This is a genomic window from Streptomyces sp. NPDC034037, assembly GCF_055575715.1.
This window is the reverse complement of the sequence record NZ_JBVISC010000008.1, coordinates 370756-390511: the sequence shown is the minus strand read 5'-3', so window position 1 is coordinate 390511 and position 19756 is coordinate 370756. Positions and strand designations below refer to the sequence as shown.

Below are 19756 nucleotides of genomic sequence, written 5' to 3'. Positions count from 1 at the left end.
CGGTTACATTCCGAACCCGGAAGCTAAGCCTCACAGCGCCGATGGTACTGCAGGGGGGACCCTGTGGGAGAGTAGGACGCCGCCGAACTAATTTTAAACGGGAAACCCCCGCACCATTATGGTGCGGGGGTTTTCTGCGTTTACGGTCGAGGCATGCGATACGACCTGGTCATCTTCGACAACGACGGCGTCCTCGTGGACAGCGAGCCGATCTCCAACACGATCCTCGCCGGCTATCTGACCGAGCTGGGGCACCCCACCTCCTACGAGGACTCCCTGCGCGACTACATGGGGGCCGCTGTCCACCGCGTACACGATCTGGTGTTCGAGCGGAGTGGGCAGCGGCTTCCCGCGGAGTTCGACGACGAGTTCCACGCCCGGGTCTTCGCCGCGTTCGAGCGGGAGCTGAAGCCGATGGACGGGGCCGTCGACGTGCTGCGGGAGCTGGCCGCGGACGGCGTGGCTTATTGTCTGGCGTCCTCCGGGAGTCATGAGCGCATCCGAGTGGGGCACCGCAAGACCGGGCTCGACGCCTGGTTCGACGAAGAGCGGATCTTCAGCGCGCAGGACGTCGGCCGGGGGAAGCCGGCCCCCGATCTGTTCCTGCACGCGGCCGAACGGATGGGCGTGGCGCCCGCGAAGTGTGCCGTCGTGGAGGACAGCCCCCTCGGGGTGCGGGCCGCGCTGGCCGCGGGGATGGACGTCTACGGGTTCACCGCCATGACACCGGCCGAGCGGCTGGAGGGGGCCACCGAACTCTTCGTGGACCTCCGGGACTTGCCCCGGCTGCTGGCCTGAGGTCAGCAGAGCTGGACTGACATTTGTCACGCCCAGGTCCGGACGATCGTTCCTGTCGGGCGACAGGTGCCGGCGGCGAAGCTGTGGGTGTCACGGAGAAACGGGACGCACACAGCCACGACGGAGGAACCCGACCATGAGCCAGCTCGCCGCAGAGGCCCCCGCCCGCGTCCCGGCCACCCCGGTCCCGGCCACCCCGGCCCCCGCCGTCGCGGACGACGCCCGCAAGGCCCGCATCGAGTCGCTGAAGCCCCTCGTCCTCGACGCGCTGCTGCCGACCGCCGCGTACTACCTCATCAGCAAGGGATTCGGGACGAGCGCCCTGGCGGCGCTGGCCTGGAGCAGTGTGCTGCCGGCCGGGCGCACCGCGTGGGGGCTCGTCAAGGAGCGGCGGCTGAACGGGCTCGCCGCGCTGATCCTGACCGCCAACATCGTCGGGCTGCTGCTCGCCCTCGTCGCCGGCGACGCGCGGCTCATGCTGGCCAAGGACAGCGGCATCACCGCCACCGTGGGGCTCGCCGTCCTGGTGTCGGTGTGGGCGGGCAGGCCGCTGATGACGGCCGCCCTGCGGCCCTGGGTGACCAAGGGGAACGCGGCGCGGATCGCGGCCTGGGCGGAACTGGGCACCGAGCGGGGGCGGTTCGCGCGGCTGGAGCGGAGGTTCTCGGCGGTGTGGGGCGTGGCCCTCTTCGGAGAGGCCGCGCTGCGGGTCGCCGGGGCCTACACGCTGCCCGTCGACACCATGGTGTGGGTGGGCGGGGTGATCGCGGTGGTGACGATCACGCTGACCGTCCTGGTCACCGGCGCCCTGGTCGTCGGCCCCATGGAGCAGCTGGTCACCGAGCGCGTCCAGGAGCGCAACAGCGCGCGTGAGAACGCCCGAATCAGCTGAGTGATCCATCTACCGCCGGGTAGTGCGGGGCCCTACGCTCTCCAGCCATGACTGATGTGCTGCGGCGCGGCAGGGCCTCGCTGGCGTTCGCCTTCCTGGTGCAGGGAGTGGCCTTCGCCCTGCTGGTGACGCGGATCCCGGCGATCCAGGACCGGTACGGGATATCCGACGGGCTGCTGCCGGTCTTCCTCGCGGCGGTGCCGATCCTGGCCGGTGCCGGCAGCGTGGGCACCGAGCGGCTGATCAAGAGGGTGCCACCGAGCCGGGTGCTGAGGTGGTCCCAGCCGGTGGTGCTGCTGTCGCTGCTCGGTGCCGGCGCCGGGGAGGCGATGTGGCAGGCGGCGGTGGCGCTCGGGGTGTTCGGGCTCTCGGTGGGGGCGCTCGACGCGTCGATGAACATGCTGGGCGTCAGCCTGCAACAGGCCTACGGGCGCAGCATCATGCTGGGATTTCATGCCGCGTACAGCCTGGGCGGGATCGCGGGGGCCTCGCTCGCCTGGGCGGGGGCGCACTGGGATCTGGCGCTGTTCGTGTCGTATCTGCCGGTCGTCGCGGTGCTGCTGCCGGCGGCCCTGGTGGGGAGCCGGTGGTACGTCGACGCGGGGGCCCCGAGCGGTGGGGGCGGGAAGGGCGGGGCCGTCGGGTTCAAGCTGCTGCTTCCGCTCTGCCTGGTGATGACCTTCGCGTACATCGGGGACTCGACGGTCTCCAACTGGAGCGCCAAGTACGCGCAGGACGTGCTGGGGGGCTCGGAGGAGGTCTCGACGGTCCCGTACAACGCCTACATGGTCATGACGCTGCTGGGGCGGGGGCTCGGGGACCTGGGGGTGCGGCGGTTCGGGGCGGTGGCCGTGGTGCGCGGCGGGTCCGTGGTGGCCGCGCTGGGCTTCGCGGTCGTGGCGGCGGCGCCCGGGGCGTGGGCGGGGGTCGCCGGATTCACGGTGCTGGGTCTTGGGCTGTCGGTGATCGTGCCGCAGACCTTCGCGGCGGCGGGCCGACGTGCCTTCGAGACACATGGGCCCGGGGCTTCGGACGCGGCCGTCGCGCGACTGAATGTCTTCAACTATGTGGGCTTTTTGATCGGTTCGCCGCTGGTGGGCGGGCTCGGGGACGCGTGGAACTACCGGGGGGCGATGCTCGTTCCGATGGTGTTGGTGCTCGTGACCCTGGGGTACGCCCGTGCCTTCGCCTCCGAAGCGGACCGATACGGTGACGGGCATGAGCGGCCGCGCACAGCTGATGTGGGACGAGGCAGTAACGGGCTATGACTTCGGACCGGGTCACCCCATGGACCCGGTCCGGCTCGGCCTGACGCGAAGTCTGGTCGGCGCCTTCGGGCTCGACCGGGAGATGGACGTGGTCACGGCCAAGCGCGCCGGCGACTCCACCCTGCGGCTCGTGCACCGCGAGGATTACGTGGCGGCGGTCAAGGCGGCCTCGGCGGACCCGGCGTCCGCCCGCGGGGAGTACGGCCTCGGCACGGAGGACGACCCGGCCTTCGCGGGCATGCACGAGGCGTCGGCGCTGATCGCCGGGTTGTCCGTCGGGGCGGCCGAGGCGGTGTGGCGCGGCGAGGCCCTGCACGCGGTGAACTTCTCCGGCGGGCTGCACCACGCCATGCCCGGGGGCGCCTCGGGGTTCTGCGTCTACAACGACCCGGCGCTGGCCGTCGCGCGGCTCCTGGAGCTGGGCGCCGAGCGGGTCGCGTACGTGGACGTCGACGTCCATCACGGCGACGGGGTGCAGGCCGCGTTCTGGGAGGACCCGCGCGTCCTGACGATCTCGCTGCACGAGCATCCCAGCACCCTCTTCCCGCAGACCGGTTGGCCGCAGGAGACGGGCGCGGCGGGCGCGCCCGAGGGCTCCGCGGTGAACGTGGCGCTGCCGGCCGGCACCGGCGACGCGGGATGGGTGCGGGCCTTCCACGCCGTGGTGCCCGAGCTGCTCGCCCAGTTCCGGCCGCAGGTGCTCGTGACCCAGCACGGGGCGGACACCCACTTCGAGGACCCCCTGGCGCACCTGGCCGTGTCCCTGGACGCGCAGCGGGCGGTGCAGGTGGCCTGCCACGAGCTGGCGCACGAGTACGCGCAGGGGCGGTGGGTCGCCCTGGGCGGCGGGGGATACGCGGTGGTGGACGTGGTGCCGCGCTCCTGGACGCACCTCGTCGGCATCGCCGCGGGACGGCCCGTCGACCCGGCGGCGGTGATTCCGGAGAGCTGGCGGCAGGAAGTGTACGCCCGCACCCGGCAGTTGGCGCCGGCGCGGATGACGGACGGGCGGTGGCCCGTGCGGTGGCAGGAGTGGGAGGCCGGGTACGACCCCGCCGACCGCCTCGACCAGGCCGTCCTGGCGGCCCGGCGGGCCGCGTTCCCGCTGCGGGGACTGCTGGCCTAGGCCCGCCCGCCCAGGGGCTCACGCCCGCATTGTGCCGCTGTTAGCCCAACTGTGGGGGTTTTCCGGGGTTTTGGGGACCCGGGGCGGCCGATGCGACAACATCGACGCGTGTTGACCACCGGCGCCCTGCGCGCGCACCTGTTGGCGGCTCGGTTGGCCGGGCCCGTGGCCACCTCCCGGGAGGAGAGCCTGCGCAGCTATCGGCTCTTCGCGGCGAGGGACCCCCGGGTACTGCTCGGGCTCGACCCCGAGCGGAGCTGGGGCCCGGGCGACCTGCTGCGCCTGATGGCCGACAGGTGCGGGGTCTCCGCCGACCCGCGGCACACCACGGGGGCGGACGTCATCGACCCGGAGCGGACGCTGAGGGCGCTCGACGCGTTCGCCGAACGCCTCTCGGACGCGGCGCGAAGGCGGCTTCCCGTACTCTTCGGAACCGGGCACCCGCAGCGGCTGCTGGGTTTCTACGCCACGTTGGCCGAGGCCCTGTCGGCGGCGGGATGCACTGTCCTCACCCCCGCGCAGGGCGACAGTGTCGACATAACGACCCGGTTCGGCCTACGTACGTACAACCTTGACTACGTACAAGGCGTCGCGCTGGTGCGCGAACCCGGCGCGCGTCCCACCGGGAGTGCGACCGGCGCACACACCCACTCACCGCTCCCGGTTCGGGCCGCCCTGGATGCCGCCGCACAGGCCGGCGGGCCCCTCCCCGAGCTGGTCGTCGGAGACCACGGATGGGTCTGCGGAGCAGGTCAGCTGGGGTTCGAGACGATCGGTCTCGCCGATACGGACGACCCCGCCCTGTTCGTCGGACAGGCCGAGGGGCTGGTGTCCGTCGTCGTTCCGCTTGATGACGCTGTGCGGTCTGATTACTACCGACCGCTTACTCGCTATGTACTCAATCGAGCGTGTCTGTCACAGTAGGCGGCCGATCGCTGCTCCTCTTCCCCACTCGCATCATCCGCCCCTAGTCTGGGGAGTGAGCGCGCAGCGACGAAGAGTCACCGGAAGGGGAAGCCGGTGCCCGTCATGTGCGGAAGGTTCAGGTGGGGTGTCATGGCTGAGAACCAGAGGCCGCTGAACGAAGTTCAGTTCCTGACCGTGGCGGAAGTCGCCTCGGTGATGCGAGTGTCCAAGATGACCGTGTACCGCCTGGTGCACAGCGGTCATCTGCCCGCCATCCGGGTCGGAAGGTCCTTCCGGGTTCCGGAACAGGCGGTTCACGAGTACCTCCGCGAGTCGTATGTGGGGGTCGAGGCAGGCTGAGCGCGGGGGCCCGCGGGCCCCCCGCCACCCGGTCCGCGAGGATCCATTGGCCCTCGATTACGTCCCTCACGCCGGGACGGGTAGGCTAGGCCGACGTAGGTCGTGTGGGCCCAGTCTGCTGCCCCGCACCGAGTGAAGAGAAGTGAGCGAGGGTAGTCGTGGGCTCTGTTATCAAGAAGCGGCGTAAGCGGATGGCCAAGAAGAAGCACCGCAAGCTGCTGAAGCGCACTCGCGTTCAGCGTCGCAACAAGAAGTAGGCGATCGCTGTACCGCGTGTTTCGAAGCCCTCCCGCCACCGGCGGGAGGGCTTCGGCATGTCCGGGGCCCGCCGGCGCGGTGATTGAGGCGCGGGAGCTTGGTCCGTACGTACCCGTGTGTCCGTCGTCACTTCCCGCGGCGCGCGGTCGTCACAGCGAAACACCGACCCGCTAGCGTGGGCCGGGACACATGTCGGCGGTGTGCGGCGAGGGTGGGGAAAGGCAGGCGCTGATCTTGGGCAAGGTCGTGCTCGTGACCGGAGTGGCCCGGCAGCTGGGCGGACGGTTCGTCCGGCGCGTCCAGCGCGATCCCGAGGTCGACCGGGTGATCGCCGTCGACGCGCTGGAGCCCGAGCACCAGCTGGGCGGCGCCGACTTCGTCCGGGCCGACATCAGGCAGCCCGCGATCGCCAAGGTGCTCGCCGAGTACGACGTGGACACGGTCGTCCACATGGACGTCACCGCCACCGCGCTCGGCCGGGGCGGCCGGGGCGCGGTCAAGGAGACCAACGTCATCGGCACCATGCAGCTCCTCGGTGCCTGCCAGAAGTCGCCCACGGTCAAGCGGCTCGTGGTGAAGTCCAGTACGAGCGTGTACGGCTCCGCGCCCAAGGACCCGGCCGTCTTCACCGAGACGACGCCCCCCAAGGCCCTGCCCAGCGGCGGCTTCGCCAAGGACACCGTCGAGGTCGAGGGCTACGTCCGGGGCTTCGCCCGGCGGCGCCCCGACGTGGCGGTGTGCGTGCTGCGCTTCGCCAACATCCTGGGGCCCGCGGCCGACTCCCCGCTCGCCGAGTACTTCTCGCTGCCCGTCCTGCCCACGGTGTTCGGCTACGACCCGCGCCTGCAGTTCGTGCACGAGGACGACGCGGTCGAGGTGTTGCGCCTCGCCTCGCACGAACCGCGGCGCGGAACGCTCAACAGCGGCACGTTCAACATCGCGGGCGACGGCCAGCTGCTGCTCTCGCAGTGCTCCCGGCGGCTCGGCCGGCCCACCGTGCCGGTGCTCCTGCCGGCCGTCACCTGGGTCGGCGCCGCGCTGCGCACGGTCGGCATGACGGACTTCTCGCCGGAACAGATCCGGCTGCTCACCCACGGCAGGGTCGTGGCCACCCGGCAGATGCGCGAGACACTGGGCTTCAGACCCACGTACACGACCGCGGAGGCCTTCGCGGACTTCGTGCGCAGCCGGGGCCCCGGACTGCTGCCGCCGAGTGCCCTCGCGGGGGCAGTGGACCGGATCGCCGCGCTGCCCTTCGCGGGCGGCCCCCACCGCGCCAACTGAGGAGAGCGTCAACGATGGCGGACGCCAAGGTCATTCCGTTCGACGACGACCGCTCGCGCACGGGTGCGCAGCGCGCGGCGCGCCGCAGGGCCGCGCCCCGGCGCCCCGGTGAGCCCGCGACCGTGAGCGAGGTCAAGGTGCTCCCGGGCCAGCAGACGGGCCACCCGGCCGCCCGGCCGGCCGAGGAGCCCGGCGCCGGGGACCCGGGACCCGAGGAGCGGGCGCCCCGCTCCGGGGGCGACTGGGACCGCCGGATCGCCGGCGGCCTGGCCTTCCTGCGGCGGCGCCTCACCGGGGAGTACGAGGTCGACGACTTCGGCTACGACGAGGAGCTGACCGACCAGGTCCTCATGTCGCTGCTGCGGCCCCTGTACGAGAAGTACTTCCGCGTGGAGGTGAAGGGCGTCGAGAACATCCCCGCCGAGGGCGGGGCGCTGATCGTCGCCAACCACTCCGGGACGCTGCCGCTGGACGGCCTGATGATGCAGGTGGCCGTGCACGACAACCACCCTCAGGGCCGGCATCTGCGGCTGCTCGCCGCCGACCTGGTCTTCATGCTGCCGGTCGTCAACGAACTGGCCCGCAAGGCCGGTCACACCCTGGCGTGCGCGGAGGACGCCGAGCGCCTCCTGGAGCGGGGCGAGCTGGTCGGGGTGATGCCGGAGGGCTTCAAGGGCATCGGAAAGCCGTTCGGCGAGCGCTACAAGCTCCAGCGGTTCGGCCGCGGCGGTTTCGTCTCGACGGCACTGCGGACGGGCTCCCCGATCGTGCCGTGCTCGATCGTCGGGGCGGAGGAGATCTATCCGATGATCGGCAACGCCAAGACGCTGGCGCGCGTCCTCGGCCTGCCCTACTTCCCGATCACGCCGACGTTCCCCTGGCTGGGGCCGTTGGGGGCGGTGCCGCTGCCGACGAAGTGGACGATCCAGTTCGGGGAGCCGATCGCGACGGACGGCCATCCGCCGGAGGCGGCGGAGGACCCGATGCTGATGTTCAACCTCACGGACCAGGTCCGCGAGCAGATCCAGCACTCCCTGTACAAGCTGCTGGTGCAGCGGCGGTCCGTCTTCTTCTGACCGCCGGGCGCGCGCGTGCGCCTCGGGGGCGCTCCCCGTGTGGAGGGCGCCCCCGAAGGCGTACCGCGGAGGGCTACTTGGCGTCCTCCCCTTCGATGCCCAGCTCCGGGAGCAGGCCGGGCAGGAGCGGGGGCAGGGTGATGTCCGGCTTGGCCGAGGGGCGGTCCTTGCCGGGCTTGCTCCTGCCGTCCGACGGGGCCGGTGTCGTCTTGTCGGCAGGCGGATCGAGCAGGTCGCCCACGCTGCCGCCGAGGACGTCGTCCCCCGGGCTGCGCGGAGTGGCGGGTCCGGGCTTGCGCTCGCCGCCCGTGTCGCCGTTCTTCCGCTCGCTGGCGCCGCCCGAGGGGGTGGAGGAGCGCCCGTCCGTGCCCTGGGAGCCACGGGGGCTCTGCGGGGCCCGGTCGGTCGCGCCGCCGTTCTCGGGCTTGCGGGGCAGCAGGCCCCGCAACGGCTCGACCTCCTCGTCCATGGCGTCGAAGACGGAGTCCACCTGCGCGCCCACGTCCCCCAGTTGGACCGGCAGCCGGTTCTGGAGGTCGCTCCAGCTCTCGCGGTGAGAGCGGGAGAACGCGGAGAGCGCCTGGAGAGGACCGAGCGAGCCGTCGCGCTCGTATGCCTCCAGGAGCAGCCGGTGACCCTCGGACGCGTCGTGCCGCATGCCGGAGAGAGCACGCCTGATCTCTCCGAGCGACTCGTGGTCGAGGGTGCCGGAGCGGCCGCGCTCCATGAGTCTTCGCGCTTCGTTCAACCGGGTGGAGGCCTGGTCGAGGTAGAGCTCGCCGCGGTCGGTGTCGCCGTCGGCCATGCCCAGCTTGAGATCTTCCATCCCGCGCTTGAGACCGTAGAGCGAGTCGCCCGGGAGGGCGTCCGAGCTGGCGGCGGCGACCCCGCCGAAGGCGCCCGCCGCGACACCGACGGTCAGGCCGCCCGCCGCGAGGCCCTTCGACAGGCGGGAGCGGGGCCGCAGCTTGTGCAGCGGCCCCGCCCGGTGGGCGCCCTTGCGGGAGCGCTGTTCGGGCACCGCGGCACTGGCGGTGCCCTCGAGGAGCATGGCCTCCATCGCGGCCACGAGCTGGGCACGCTGGACGACCTTGACCTCGGGGTCGAGGGCGGGTTTGGGCAACGCGTCGAGCCCCTCGGCCAGGGCCAGCATGCGGCCCTGCTCGGGGGGATCGGCGCGGGCCGCGGTGGTTTCGGGGGACTTGGCGCATGCGGTCGCGGGCGCGGCTGCGGACGCGGAGTCCTCGGACTGCTCGGCCGCCGGGTCCTGGTCGGAATGCTCCTCCAGGGCCTGGGCGAAGGCGTTCGCCCGCCGGTGGGCCGATACGTTCGCGATCACTGGCGGCACCTCCTCTCGTCATGACGGTCGACTCCCCAGGGGGTCCTGAGGGTTGCTTGGCCTGAACGCTTCCACACGATCGAGTGATCGTGTCGGTTCAGGTGGCGACCACAGGGAGCCTGCATCCCGCACAACGAGCGTCGCGGCACTTGGGTTACGGACGTCAGGATGATCGGACCGCGAAGAATCGACGAAGGGCCGTGGCGGCCATCTGGCCGCCACGGAGGGTGAGTTGGGCGTGACACCGCGTGCTGAGGTCAGCGCGCGTCGTCCGGGAGCAGGCGGGCGAGGGTGCGGACGGCGCGGTACTGCAGGGTTTTGATCGCGCCCTCGTTCTTGCCCATGACGCGTGCGGTCTCGGCCACGGAGAGGCCCTGGAGGAACCGCAGGGTCACGCACTCCTGCTGCTGGGGGTTGAGGCGGCGGACGGCTTCGAGCAGGGCCGCGTTCGACAGGGACTCCAGGACGGAGTCCTCCGGGCTGCGCTCGACCTCATTGGCGTCGAGCATTTCGCCGGTGGTCACTTCGAGACGGAAACGGCTCGACTTGAAGTGGTCGGCGACCAGATTGCGGGCGATCGTGACCAGCCAGGCGCCGAAGTCGCGGCCCTGCCAGGTGAAGGTGCCGATCCGGCGCAGGGCGCGCAGAAAGGTCTCACTGGTGAGGTCCTCGGCGGTCGCCTTGCCGCCCACGCGGTAGTAGATGTAGCGGTAGACCGTGTCGCTGTACTGGTCGTAGAGGCGGCCGAAGGCGTCGGCCTCGCCGGCCTGGGCGCGCTCGACGAGGTCCATCATGCGCGCGCTGTCGCTGTCCGCGGCGGGACGGCGGGGGGTGGGGGTCGAAGTGGCGGCAGCGGCGCCGGAACGGGCCCGTCTGTTGACAGCCGCACCGCCGTCCGCCAGGGCATAGCACGGCCCGGCGGGTGCGGGGACGGCGAGGGCGGGGACGGCGGGGACGGCGTACGCGGTGGGGACGAAGCCGCGCAAGCGGTCGATGACCGTTGCGCGCAGCGTAGCCAGGCCCGAGGCGTCAACCCCGACGTGTGGGTACACGGGACTCCCAGAGGCAGAGCTTCCATCACGTGCAGTACGGAACCTTTCACTCGTCGTAGCGACGCGAGGGGTCCGTCGTGCGTTTGAGGAGAATAACGCTTTGTACAGGCAGCGCTACACCGAGTTGCTAAAATCGCCGATTGCGTCGCTTCTGTGACGGAACGGAGTCGGTTCAAGTGCCGGAGAGTGAGCGGTTGTTGATCGAAAGAGTTCACATTCCGTCACGACGCGGGGCGTGTTGTGGCCGAGTTCCACCGCCGGGACTGGCCGCGCGCGGGGCGGGGTAGGACCGGGGAATGGCTGGTGACCGGCGCTGTTGCCGGTGGGCGGGGGCCGCTCGGTCAGTGCCGGCGGCGGTGCAGGGCGATCGCCGCGGCCGTGCCGCCCGCGAGCGCGCCGACCCCGGCCGCGGCGGGGATGCCGACCTTCGCGGCCTTGCGGCCGGTGCGGTAGTCGCGCAGCCGCCAGTCCCGCTCGCGGGCGTGCTTGCGCAGCTTGGCGTCGGGGTTGATCGCGTAGGGGTGCCCGACGAGCGAGAGCATCGGGATGTCGTTGTGCGAGTCGCTGTACGCGGCGCATCGGGCCAGGTCCAGGCCCTCGGCGGCGGCCAGGGCGCGCACGGCCTCGGCCTTGGCGGGCCCGTGCAGGGGCTCGCCGACGAGCTTGCCGGTGTAGACGCCCTCGACGGACTCGGCGACGGTGCCGAGGGCACCGGTCAGGCCGAGGCGGCGGGCGATGACCGTGGCGATCTCCACCGGGGCCGCGGTGACGAGCCAGACCTTCTGGCCGGCGTCGAGGTGGGCCTGGGCGAGGGCGCGGGTGCCGGGCCAGATGCGCTCGGCCATGTACTCGTCGTAGATCTCCTCGCCGATGGTCATCAGCTCGGCGACGCGGTGGCCCTTGACGATGGACAGGGCGCTGTCGCGGGCGTCCTGCATGTGCTCGGGGTCCTCGACGCCCGCGAGCCTGAACCACGCCTGCTGCCAGGCGAAGCGGAACAGCTCCTGGCGCTCGAAGAACTTCCGCTTGTACAGGCCGCGGCCGAAGTGGAAGATCGCGGCGCCCTGCATCACGGTGTTGTCGAGGTCGAAGAAGGCGGCCGCCTCGACGTCGCCGACGACGGGGAATTCCGGCTCGCCCGGCCCCTCGGGCAGTTTCCGCCCGGCGAGCTCTGCCAGCTCCTGGGAGGACTTGCGGGCGGCCTCGGCCGAGGCCTCGCCTGCCAACACGCTCCGCGCCGTGGCGGAGCGCCTACGGGGGGTGAGCCATCCGAGAGCGGCCATGCCGTGAGCATAGCCAGTTCGCCGGGTGCTGCCGGAGCCGGTGGGATGCGGGCCCGTGAACTCTTCGGGGCCGGGCCGTGAAAGGGCGCGCGGCGGGTGCGGACGCCGGGCGCGTCGGCGGGGCGAGAATGAGGGGCATGAGCCCGATTTTTCGTCGTACGGAGAAGAAGAAGCCCGCGGAGCGCACGGTCACCCTGATCGGGAAGCCGGGCTGCCATCTGTGTGATGACGCACAGCTGGTGATCGAGAAGGTCTGCCGGGAGCTGGGCGCCTCGTGGGAGAAGAAGGACATCACGCGGGACGAGGAGCTGCACCGGGCCTACTGGGAGCAGATCCCGGTCGTCCTGGTGGACGGGGAGCAGCACACCTTCTGGCGGGTGGACGAGGCCCGGCTGCGGCGCGAGCTGGCGGGCTGACCGGCCGAAGTTACTGACCGGGTAGTCCAAACTGACTACTGAGTCGTTTACGCTTTGGGGCGGTTTTGGTCTCGGGGGCGATGATCGTGAGGGAGAGTGTGCGGTTTTGCCCCCATCCAGTGAGCAACGATGTCGCCTGCGCTTCGGTTCCATGGTGGCGCGTCGGAGGCGCGTGACCCCGGTCACGTTGGCCGGGCAAATCGGACACAATCTTTGTGCACGCGTTCACAAAGACATAGCCTGCATTCGACGGGGCGGTCTGGGGACGTGTGACCGCCTGCAGCCCCGCTCTACCCGCAGGAGCACCGTGGCAACTGGCCGAACTCACCGACCGGCGACCCGCAGCCGAGGGATTCCCGAGGCCACCGTCGCCAGGCTTCCGCTGTACCTCCGAGCCCTCACGGCGCTGTCGGAGCGCTCGGTGCCCACGGTCTCCTCCGAGGAGCTCGCGGCCGCCGCGGGAGTCAACTCCGCGAAGCTGCGCAAGGACTTCTCCTACCTCGGTTCCTACGGGACGCGGGGTGTCGGGTACGACGTCGAGTATCTCGTGTACCAGATCTCCCGCGAGCTGGGCCTGACGCAGGATTGGCCGGTTGTCATCGTCGGCATCGGCAATCTCGGCGCCGCCCTGGCCAACTACGGCGGGTTCGCCTCGCGCGGTTTCCGCGTCGCGGCCCTGATAGACGCCGATCCGGCAATGGCCGGAAAGCCCGTCGCCGGGATGCCCGTGCAGCACACCGACGACCTCGAGAAGATCATCGAGGACAACGGTGTCTCGATCGGTGTCATCGCCACCCCGGCCGGCGCCGCCCAGCAGGTCTGCGAGCGGCTCGTCGCCGCCGGCGTGACCTCCATCCTGAACTTCGCGCCGACCGTGCTCTCCGTGCCGGACGGTGTCGACGTGCGCAAGGTCGACCTCTCCATCGAGCTGCAGATCCTCGCCTTCCACGAGCAGCGCAAGGCCGGTGAGGAGGCCGCCGCGGACGGCGTCGTGCCGCCCGTCGCCGCCAAGCCGCACCGCAAGGGACCCGACGGGGACGTCCCCGCCGTGATGCCGGCATGAGTCTCCTGGTCGTAGGGCTGAGCCATCGCAGCGCCCCGGTGAGCGTCCTGGAGCGGGCCGCGCTGCCCGCCGACGCGCAGGCCAAGCTGCTGCACGACGCGGTGGCCGCCGAGCCCGCCGCCGAGGCCGCCGTGCTCGCCACGTGCAACCGCATCGAGCTGTACGCGGACGTCGACAAGTTCCACGCGGGCGTCGCCGAGCTGTCGACGCTGCTCGCGCAGCACAGCGGCGTGGGCCTGGACGAGCTGACCCCTTATCTGTACGTCCACTACGAGGACCGTGCCGTCCACCACCTCTTCTCGGTGGCCTGCGGCCTCGACTCGATGGTGGTCGGCGAGGGGCAGATCCTCGGGCAGATCAAGGACGCCCTCGCGCGGGCGCAGGAGCTGCACACCGCGGGCCGTCTCCTCAACGACCTGTTCCAGCAGGCCCTCCGGGTCGGCAAGCGGGCCCACTCCGAGACCGGCATCGACCGGGCCGGGCAGTCGCTCGTCACCTTCGGCCTCGAACAGCTCGCCGTGCGTACGTCCGTCGAGACCTGGGCCAAGGGCAAGCGGGCCCTGGTGATCGGCGCGGGCTCCATGTCCTCGCTCGCCGCGGCGACGCTCGCGCGCACCGGGGTCGAGGAGATCGTCGTCGCCAACCGCACCCCGGAGCGGGCCGAGCGGCTCGCCGCCATCCTGGCCGAGCAGGGCGGTACGGGCGTGAGCGCCCGCGCCGTGCCCTGGGACCAGGTGGCCCACGAACTGACACGTGCCGATGTGGCGGTCTCCTGCACCGGCGCCACCGGCCTCGTCCTGACGGCGGACGTCGTCGCCTCGGCCGTCGAGGGGCGCGTCCCCGCGGGCAGCCGGCCCGGTGACGTACCGGCGCAGGCGCGGCACGGATCGGCCGGGCACCTCGCGCAGCCGACCGTCGCCGACGAGGGCTGCCCGGTCGACCTGTCCGTGCCGCGCGGTTTCTCCGTCGCCGGTGAGGCCGCCGTCGCCGGGATGGACGCCGCGTCCCTGGAGCAGCACGCCGCCTGGGTGGACAACGCCCCGGCCGAGCGGCGCGAGGACAGGAGCGACCCGCGCGCCGAGGCCGAGGCGATCGCCGCGCTGGTCGCGGCGGCGAGCGTTCTCGGGCGGCTGCCCGAGCGGCGCAGGCCCGTGTCGTCGGCGGGCGCGGCCCGCCCGGCGGTGCTCGCCCTGCTCGACCTCGCCATGCCCCGGGACATCGACGCCGCCGTGCACCGGATCCCCGGCGTGCGCCTCGTCGACATCGAGTCGCTTGCGGAGGCCTCCGCCGACGCGCCGATGGCCGCCGACGTCGAGCAGGTGCGCGGCATCGTCTCCGACGAGGTCGCCGCCTTCGGCGCCGCGCAGCGCGCCGCGCACATCACGCCGACCGTGGTCGCCCTGCGCACCATGGCCGCCGATGTGGTGGCGAGCGAGATCGCGCGGCTCGACGGACGGCTGCCGGGCCTCGCGGACAAGCAACGCGCGGAGATCACGCAGACCGTGCGCCGCGTCGTGGACAAGCTGCTGCACGCGCCGACGGTGCGGGTCAAGCAGCTGGCCGGCGAGCCCGGCGGCGCCGGGTACGCGGACGCGCTGCGCACCCTCTTCGACCTCGACCCGCAGACGGTCGCGGCGGTCAGCAGGGCCGACCACCTGAGCGCCGACCAGGTGTCCGCCGACCACTTGAACAACGAGAACGACGACCCGAATAGAGGCCGGGCATGACCGAGAGGGCTCTGAGGCTCGGGACCAGGCGCAGCAAGCTGGCCATGGCCCAGTCGGGCCAAGTGGCCGAGAAGGTGCGGCAGGTGACCGGCCGTCCCGTCGAGCTCGTGGAGATCACGACGTACGGCGACATCTCGCGCGAGCACCTGGCGCAGATCGGCGGCACCGGCGTGTTCGTCACCGCCCTGCGCGAGGCGCTGGTGCGCGGCGAGGTCGACTTCGCCGTGCACTCGCTCAAGGACCTGCCGACCGCGCAGCCCGAGGGGCTCGTGCTGGCCGCGGTGCCGGAGCGCGAGGACTGCCGGGACGTGCTGATCGCGCGCGACGGGCTGACCTTCGCCGAGCTGCCCGAGGGGGCCCGCGTGGGCACCGGTTCGCCGCGCCGCATGGCGCAGCTGAACGCCTACGCGCGCAGCCACGGGATGAGCGTCCGGACCGTGCCGATCCGCGGGAACATCGACACCCGCATCGGATACGTGCACAAGGGGGAGCTCGACGCCGTCGTGCTCGCCGCCGCCGGACTGAGCCGCATCGGCCGGACCGGCGAGGTGACCGACTTCCTGTCGGTCGACACCGTTCTGCCCGCCCCCGGCCAGGGGGCACTGGCGATCGAGTGTGCCGCGGACAACGCGTCACTCGCCGCCGCGCTCGCCGAGCTCGACGACCCGCACACCCGGGTCGCCGTCACGGCCGAGCGGTCCCTGCTCGCCGCCCTGGAAGCCGGTTGCAGCGCACCTGTGGGTGCGCTGGCCGACTTTCCCCCACTCTCGGCTTCGCCCGAGCGGGGGGACCCCCATGCCGACGAACAGATTGTCAAGGAAATGCGCCTGCGCGGTGTCGTCGGTACGACCGACGGCTCGACGCTGGTGCAGCTGTCCACCACCGGTCCCGTGCCCGAGACGGAGGCCCGAGCCATGGCGCTGGGCCGTGAACTCGCGGTCGAGATGCTCGCCAAGGGCGCGGCCGGTCTGATGGGGGAGCGAGCACTTTGAGCCCCACCTCGAACCTTCCCGGCATTCCCGCCCACGGGCACGTCACCTTCCTCGGTGCCGGACCCGGAGATCCGGGACTGCTGACCCTGCGCGCCGTCGAGGCGCTGGCCCGAGCGGATGTGCTGATCGCCGAGCCGGATGTGCTCGACGTCGTCCGTGTGCATGCCAAGGGAGGTGTGGACACACCCCTGCCACCGGCGACTGACGACACGTCAGCGACCGCGGACACGGCGACGATCCGAGTCGCCGCCAATCTTGTCATGGAGGCCGCGAGGGGCGGCAAGCGGGTCGTGCGCGCGGTCAGCGGCGACCCCGGCCTCGACGCGTACGCGGCCGAGGAGATGCTCGCCTGCGCCGCCGAGGGCATCTCCTTCGAGGTCGTGCCGGGCATCGCGGCCGCGGTCGGTGTGCCCGCGTACGCCGGTGTGCCGCTGCGGGACGCGCAGGGCACGGACGTGCGCTTCGTCGACGCCCGTACGGCCTCCGAGCGCTGCTGGAGCGAGGTCGGCGCGTCCGACGCGACCGCGGTGGTCTCCACGTCGCTCGACTCCGTCGCGGCCACCGCGGGCGAGCTGGTGGCCGCGGGCCGCAAGCCGGACACTCCGATGACGGTGACCATCGGCGGCACGACGACGCGCCAGCGCACCTGGAACGCGACGCTCGGCACCATCGCGCAGGTCCTCAAGCAGGCCAAGGTGCTGCCCTCGCCCGACGGGGGCCGGTCCGTCATAGCCGTCGTCGGCGAGCGCTCGGCCGCCGCCCAGCGCGAGCAGCTGTCGTGGTTCGAGTCGAAGCCGCTGTTCGGCTGGCGCGTGCTGGTGCCGCGTACGAAGGAGCAGGCGGCCTCGCTCTCCGAGCAGCTGCGCTCCTACGGCGCGGTGCCGCACGAGGTGCCGACCATCGCGGTGGAGCCGCCGCGCACGCCCCAGCAGATGGAGCGCGCGGTCAAGGGCCTGGTCACGGGGCGCTACGAGTGGATCGCCTTCACGTCCGTCAACGCCGTCAAGGCGGTGCGGGAGAAGTTCGAGGAGTACGGGCTCGACGCGCGCGCCTTCGCCGGGATCAAGGTGGCGGCCGTCGGCGAGCAGACCGCCGCCGCGCTGATCGCCTTCGGCGTCAAGCCCGACCTGGTGCCGAGCGGTGAGCAGTCGGCCGCGGGCCTCCTGGAGGACTGGCCGCCCTACGACCCGGTCTTCGACCCGATCGACCGCGTCTTCCTGCCGCGGGCCGACATCGCCACGGAGACGCTGGTCGCCGGGCTGATCGACCTGGGCTGGGAGGTGGACGACGTCACGGCCTACCGGACCGTGCGGGCCTCGCCGCCGCCGGCCGAGACGCGGGAGGCCATCAAGGGCGGCGGCTTCGACGCCGTGCTCTTCACGTCCTCCTCCACGGTGCGCAACCTCGTTGGCATCGCCGGCAAGCCGCACAACGTGACCGTCATCGCCTGTATCGGCCCCGCCACCGCGAAGACCGCGGAGGAGCACGGGCTGCGGGTGGACGTGATGGCTCCCGAGCCGTCGGTCCACAAGCTCGCGCAGGCGCTGGCCGACTTCGGTTCGCAGCGGCGGGCGGCGGCGCTGGACGCCGGGGACCCGGTGACGCGGCCGAGTGAGCGACGGCCCGGTTCGCGCCGGCGACGCACCGCGCCGTAGGTTCGTGGGCGGGCCATCGTGCCCGCCCACCCACAGCAGCAGCACGAATCCAGGTGACGTCAGTGACGAAGTACGGATCTTTCCCCGGAACGCGGCCGCGGCGGCTGCGGACGACGCCGGCCATGCGGCGCATGGTCGCCGAGACGCGGCTGCACCCGGCCGATCTGATCCTGCCCGCGTTCGTGCGCGAGGGGATCGGCGAACCGGTGGCGATCGGCTCGATGCCCGGCGTCTACCAGCACACCCGCGACACCCTGAAGAAGGCCGCCGTCGAGGCGCTGGAGGCCGGCGTCTCCGGGATCATGCTCTTCGGGGTCCCGGAGGAGTCCAAGAAGGACGCCGCCGGGACGGTGGGCACCGACCCCGACGGCATCCTCCAGCTCGCGCTGCGGGACGTGCGCGCCGAGGTCGGTGACGAGCTGATCGTCATGTCGGACCTGTGCCTGGACGAGTTCACCGACCACGGGCACTGCGGGGTCCTGGACGCCGAGGGCCGGGTCGACAACGACGCGACCCTGGAGCGGTACGCAGAGATGGCGCAGGTCCAGGCCGACGCGGGCGCCCATGTGGTGGGCCCGAGCGGCATGATGGACGGTCAGGTCGGCGTCATCCGCGACGCGTTGGACCAGGCCGGGCACGAGGACGTGTCGATCCTCGCGTACACCGTGAAGTACTCCTCGGCGTTCTTCGGGCCCTTCCGCGAGGCGGTCGGCTCGTCCCTGAAGGGCGACCGCAAGACGTACCAGCAGGACACGGCCAACATCCGGGAGTCGCTGCGGGAGTTGGCGCTGGACCTGGAGGAGGGCGCCGACATGGTGATGGTCAAGCCGGCCGGTCCCTACCTCGACATCCTGGCGAAGGTCGCCGAGTCGGCGGACGTGCCGGTGGCGGCGTACCAGATCAGCGGCGAGTACGCGATGATCGAGGCCGCCGCCGAGCGGGGCTGGATCGACCGCGACAAGGCGATCATGGAGTCTTTGACGGGGATCAAGCGCGCGGGCGCGGACATGATCCTCACGTACTGGGCCACCGAGGTGGCGCGGCGGCTGTAGCGCAGCCCCCGCCGCCGGCGGCCGGGGCGTCGTCCAGGTGGCGGGTGCGGTAGCTGTCGGCCTCCAGGGTGATGACGTCCGCGTGGTGGGCCAGGCGGTCCACCGTCGCGGAGGCCGTCGCGCCGTCGCCGAACGCCTCGTCCCAGCGGCTCAGCGGCCGGTTGCCGGTGACGATCAGCGAGCCCCGTTCGTAGCGGTGCGAGACGAGCTGGAAGAGGAGGCGGGCGGCCTCCGGGTCGAGGGGCACATAGCCCACCTCGTCCACGACGAGCACCGGGTACGCGTCGAGCCGGGTCAGCTCCTCGCGCAGCCGCCCCGCGGCCCTGGCGTCCGCGAGCCGGGCGCCCCACTCGGCGGCGGTCGCGAACAGCACCCGGTGGCCGGCCTGGCAGGCCCGTACGCCGAGGGCCACCGCCAGGTGCGTCTTGCCGGTGCCGGGGCCGCCGAGCAGCACGACGTTCGCCTTGCGGGTGACGAAGTCGACCTTCCCCAGCCGGGTGATCACCTGCGGGTCGGGCGCCCGCAGCCGGCCCTCGTCGAACATCTCCAGGAGCTTGCGCGAGGGGAACCCGGCGGCCGCGACGCGCTGTTCGGCGCCGGTCCCCGGCTCCGCCGCGTCCCTTGCCCCGTGCTCCCGCTGTGCGGGGATGTCGACCGCCCGGGGCTCCGCCTTCGCGGTGCGCGCCTTGGCCTCGTGCGCCGCCATGGGCCCGGACATGTAGGCGAGGATGGCGGCGGAGGCGATGAACGCCATGTGGATGACCGTCCCCCACATCAGGTCGTGCCGGGGCGTGTGGTGCACGTCGACGAACATCTGGAGCAGATGGACCGACGAGATGCCGACGATGGCGGTGGCCAGCTTGACCTTCAGCACGTTGGAGTTGACGTGCGAGAGCCATTCGGGCTGGTCCCGGTGGCCCTGGAGGCCGATCCGCGACACGAACGTCTCGTAGCCCCCGACGATCACCATGATCAGCAGGTTGGCGATCATCACCACGTCGACGAGCTTGAGCACCGCGAGCATGACGTGCGTCTCGTCCGCGTGGCCGCTGATGACGTGGTGGATGAGGTGCCACAGCTCGTTGAAGAACTTGTAGACGTACACGCCCTGCGCGGCCACCAGGCCGAAGTACAGAGGTGCTTGGAGCCAACGGGTCGCGAAGAGCGCGCACCCCAGGGTGGTCATGTTCGACGGGGGCGGGACGGAGC

19 protein-coding genes and 1 rRNA gene are annotated in these 19756 nt (G+C 71.8%); 16 read left to right on the top strand and 4 right to left on the bottom strand.

The window, feature by feature from the left end; all coding sequences use genetic code 11:
• The 10 genes from rrf to ACZ516_RS28070 all read left to right on the top strand — a co-directional run.
• A 5S ribosomal RNA gene (rrf, locus tag ACZ516_RS28115) occupies positions 1 to 88 on the top strand; the annotation flags it as partial.
• Between the two features lie 65 nt (positions 89 to 153).
• Positions 154 to 798, top strand: coding sequence for an HAD family hydrolase (locus tag ACZ516_RS28110; RefSeq protein ID WP_469012156.1), 645 nt, complete (start codon positions 154 to 156; stop codon positions 796 to 798).
• Positions 799 to 934: 136 nt separating this feature from the next.
• Positions 935 to 1690, top strand: coding sequence for a VC0807 family protein (locus ACZ516_RS28105; RefSeq protein ID WP_469012153.1), 756 nt, complete (start codon positions 935 to 937; stop codon positions 1688 to 1690).
• Between the two features lie 47 nt (positions 1691 to 1737).
• Positions 1738 to 2958 (top strand): MFS transporter, encoded by a 1221-nt coding sequence (locus tag ACZ516_RS28100; protein WP_469012150.1) that lies wholly within the window; start codon positions 1738 to 1740, stop codon positions 2956 to 2958.
• Positions 2909 to 4084 (top strand): acetoin utilization protein AcuC, encoded by a 1176-nt coding sequence (locus tag ACZ516_RS28095; protein WP_469012147.1) that lies wholly within the window; start codon positions 2909 to 2911, stop codon positions 4082 to 4084. Before ACZ516_RS28100 ends, ACZ516_RS28095 begins: the two co-directional genes overlap by 50 nt.
• Positions 4085 to 4192: 108 nt before the next feature.
• Positions 4193 to 5008, top strand: a complete 816-nt coding sequence (locus tag ACZ516_RS28090) for a phosphatase (RefSeq protein WP_358590032.1) — start codon at positions 4193 to 4195, stop codon at positions 5006 to 5008.
• 132 nt (positions 5009 to 5140) lie between these two features.
• Positions 5141 to 5350 carry a helix-turn-helix domain-containing protein gene (locus ACZ516_RS28085; protein ID WP_062770509.1) on the top strand — a complete coding sequence of 70 codons (210 nt, stop codon included), beginning with the start codon at positions 5141 to 5143 and terminating at the stop codon, positions 5348 to 5350.
• 158 nt (positions 5351 to 5508) lie between these two features.
• Complete coding sequence (locus ACZ516_RS28080; RefSeq protein ID WP_003948845.1) at positions 5509 to 5607, top strand: 30S ribosomal protein bS22; 99 nt, start codon at positions 5509 to 5511, stop codon at positions 5605 to 5607.
• 235 nt (positions 5608 to 5842) lie between these two features.
• Positions 5843 to 6892: an NAD-dependent epimerase/dehydratase family protein gene (locus tag ACZ516_RS28075; protein WP_469012145.1), complete on the top strand. Its 1050-nt coding sequence runs from the start codon at positions 5843 to 5845 to the stop codon at positions 6890 to 6892.
• A 14-nt stretch (positions 6893 to 6906) separates the two neighbouring features.
• On the top strand, positions 6907 to 7968 hold the full coding sequence (locus ACZ516_RS28070; RefSeq protein WP_361082658.1) for a lysophospholipid acyltransferase family protein: 1062 nt from the start codon (positions 6907 to 6909) through the stop codon (positions 7966 to 7968).
• A 73-nt stretch (positions 7969 to 8041) separates the two neighbouring features.
• Here ACZ516_RS28070 and ACZ516_RS28065 read toward each other — a convergent pair whose 3' ends face one another.
• The 3 genes from ACZ516_RS28065 to ACZ516_RS28055 form a co-directional block, all read right to left on the bottom strand.
• Entirely contained in the window at positions 8042 to 9307 is a 1266-nt protein-coding gene (locus tag ACZ516_RS28065) for a DUF5667 domain-containing protein (protein ID WP_469012141.1), read from the bottom strand.
• 257 nt (positions 9308 to 9564) lie between these two features.
• Positions 9565 to 10359, bottom strand: coding sequence for an ECF subfamily RNA polymerase sigma factor, BldN family (locus ACZ516_RS28060; RefSeq protein ID WP_358590018.1), 795 nt, complete (start codon positions 10357 to 10359; stop codon positions 9565 to 9567).
• A gap of 341 nt (positions 10360 to 10700) precedes the next feature.
• On the bottom strand, positions 10701 to 11642 hold the full coding sequence (locus ACZ516_RS28055) for an HAD family hydrolase (RefSeq protein WP_358590020.1): 942 nt from the start codon (positions 11640 to 11642) through the stop codon (positions 10701 to 10703).
• A gap of 137 nt (positions 11643 to 11779) precedes the next feature.
• Here ACZ516_RS28055 and ACZ516_RS28050 point away from each other — a divergent pair, with 137 nt between their 5' ends.
• The 6 genes from ACZ516_RS28050 to hemB all read left to right on the top strand — a co-directional run bounded on the left by ACZ516_RS28050 (position 11780) and on the right by hemB (position 18547).
• Positions 11780 to 12058: a glutaredoxin family protein gene (locus tag ACZ516_RS28050; RefSeq protein ID WP_361082663.1), complete on the top strand. Its 279-nt coding sequence runs from the start codon at positions 11780 to 11782 to the stop codon at positions 12056 to 12058.
• Between the two features lie 307 nt (positions 12059 to 12365).
• Positions 12366 to 13121, top strand: coding sequence for a redox-sensing transcriptional repressor Rex (locus ACZ516_RS28045; protein ID WP_358590024.1), 756 nt, complete (start codon positions 12366 to 12368; stop codon positions 13119 to 13121).
• On the top strand, positions 13118 to 14848 hold the full coding sequence (locus ACZ516_RS28040) for a glutamyl-tRNA reductase (protein ID WP_469012137.1): 1731 nt from the start codon (positions 13118 to 13120) through the stop codon (positions 14846 to 14848). The genes ACZ516_RS28045 and ACZ516_RS28040 overlap by 4 nt, the downstream gene beginning before the upstream one ends.
• On the top strand, positions 14845 to 15840 hold the full coding sequence (gene hemC / locus ACZ516_RS28035) for a hydroxymethylbilane synthase (protein ID WP_361082667.1): 996 nt from the start codon (positions 14845 to 14847) through the stop codon (positions 15838 to 15840). The genes ACZ516_RS28040 and hemC overlap by 4 nt, the downstream gene beginning before the upstream one ends.
• Positions 15837 to 17495, top strand: a complete 1659-nt coding sequence (locus ACZ516_RS28030) for a bifunctional uroporphyrinogen-III C-methyltransferase/uroporphyrinogen-III synthase (RefSeq protein ID WP_358580998.1) — start codon at positions 15837 to 15839, stop codon at positions 17493 to 17495. The genes hemC and ACZ516_RS28030 overlap by 4 nt, the downstream gene beginning before the upstream one ends.
• A 62-nt stretch (positions 17496 to 17557) precedes the next feature.
• Positions 17558 to 18547 carry a porphobilinogen synthase gene (gene hemB / locus ACZ516_RS28025; RefSeq protein WP_361082669.1) on the top strand — a complete coding sequence of 330 codons (990 nt, stop codon included), beginning with the start codon at positions 17558 to 17560 and terminating at the stop codon, positions 18545 to 18547.
• Here hemB and istB read toward each other — a convergent pair.
• A complete protein-coding gene (gene istB, locus ACZ516_RS28020) occupies positions 18510 to 19733 on the bottom strand; it encodes an IS21-like element helper ATPase IstB (RefSeq protein WP_467465340.1) in 1224 nt (407 codons plus the stop codon). The genes hemB and istB overlap by 38 nt on opposite strands.
• Positions 19734 to 19756: the final 23 nt, after the last annotated feature.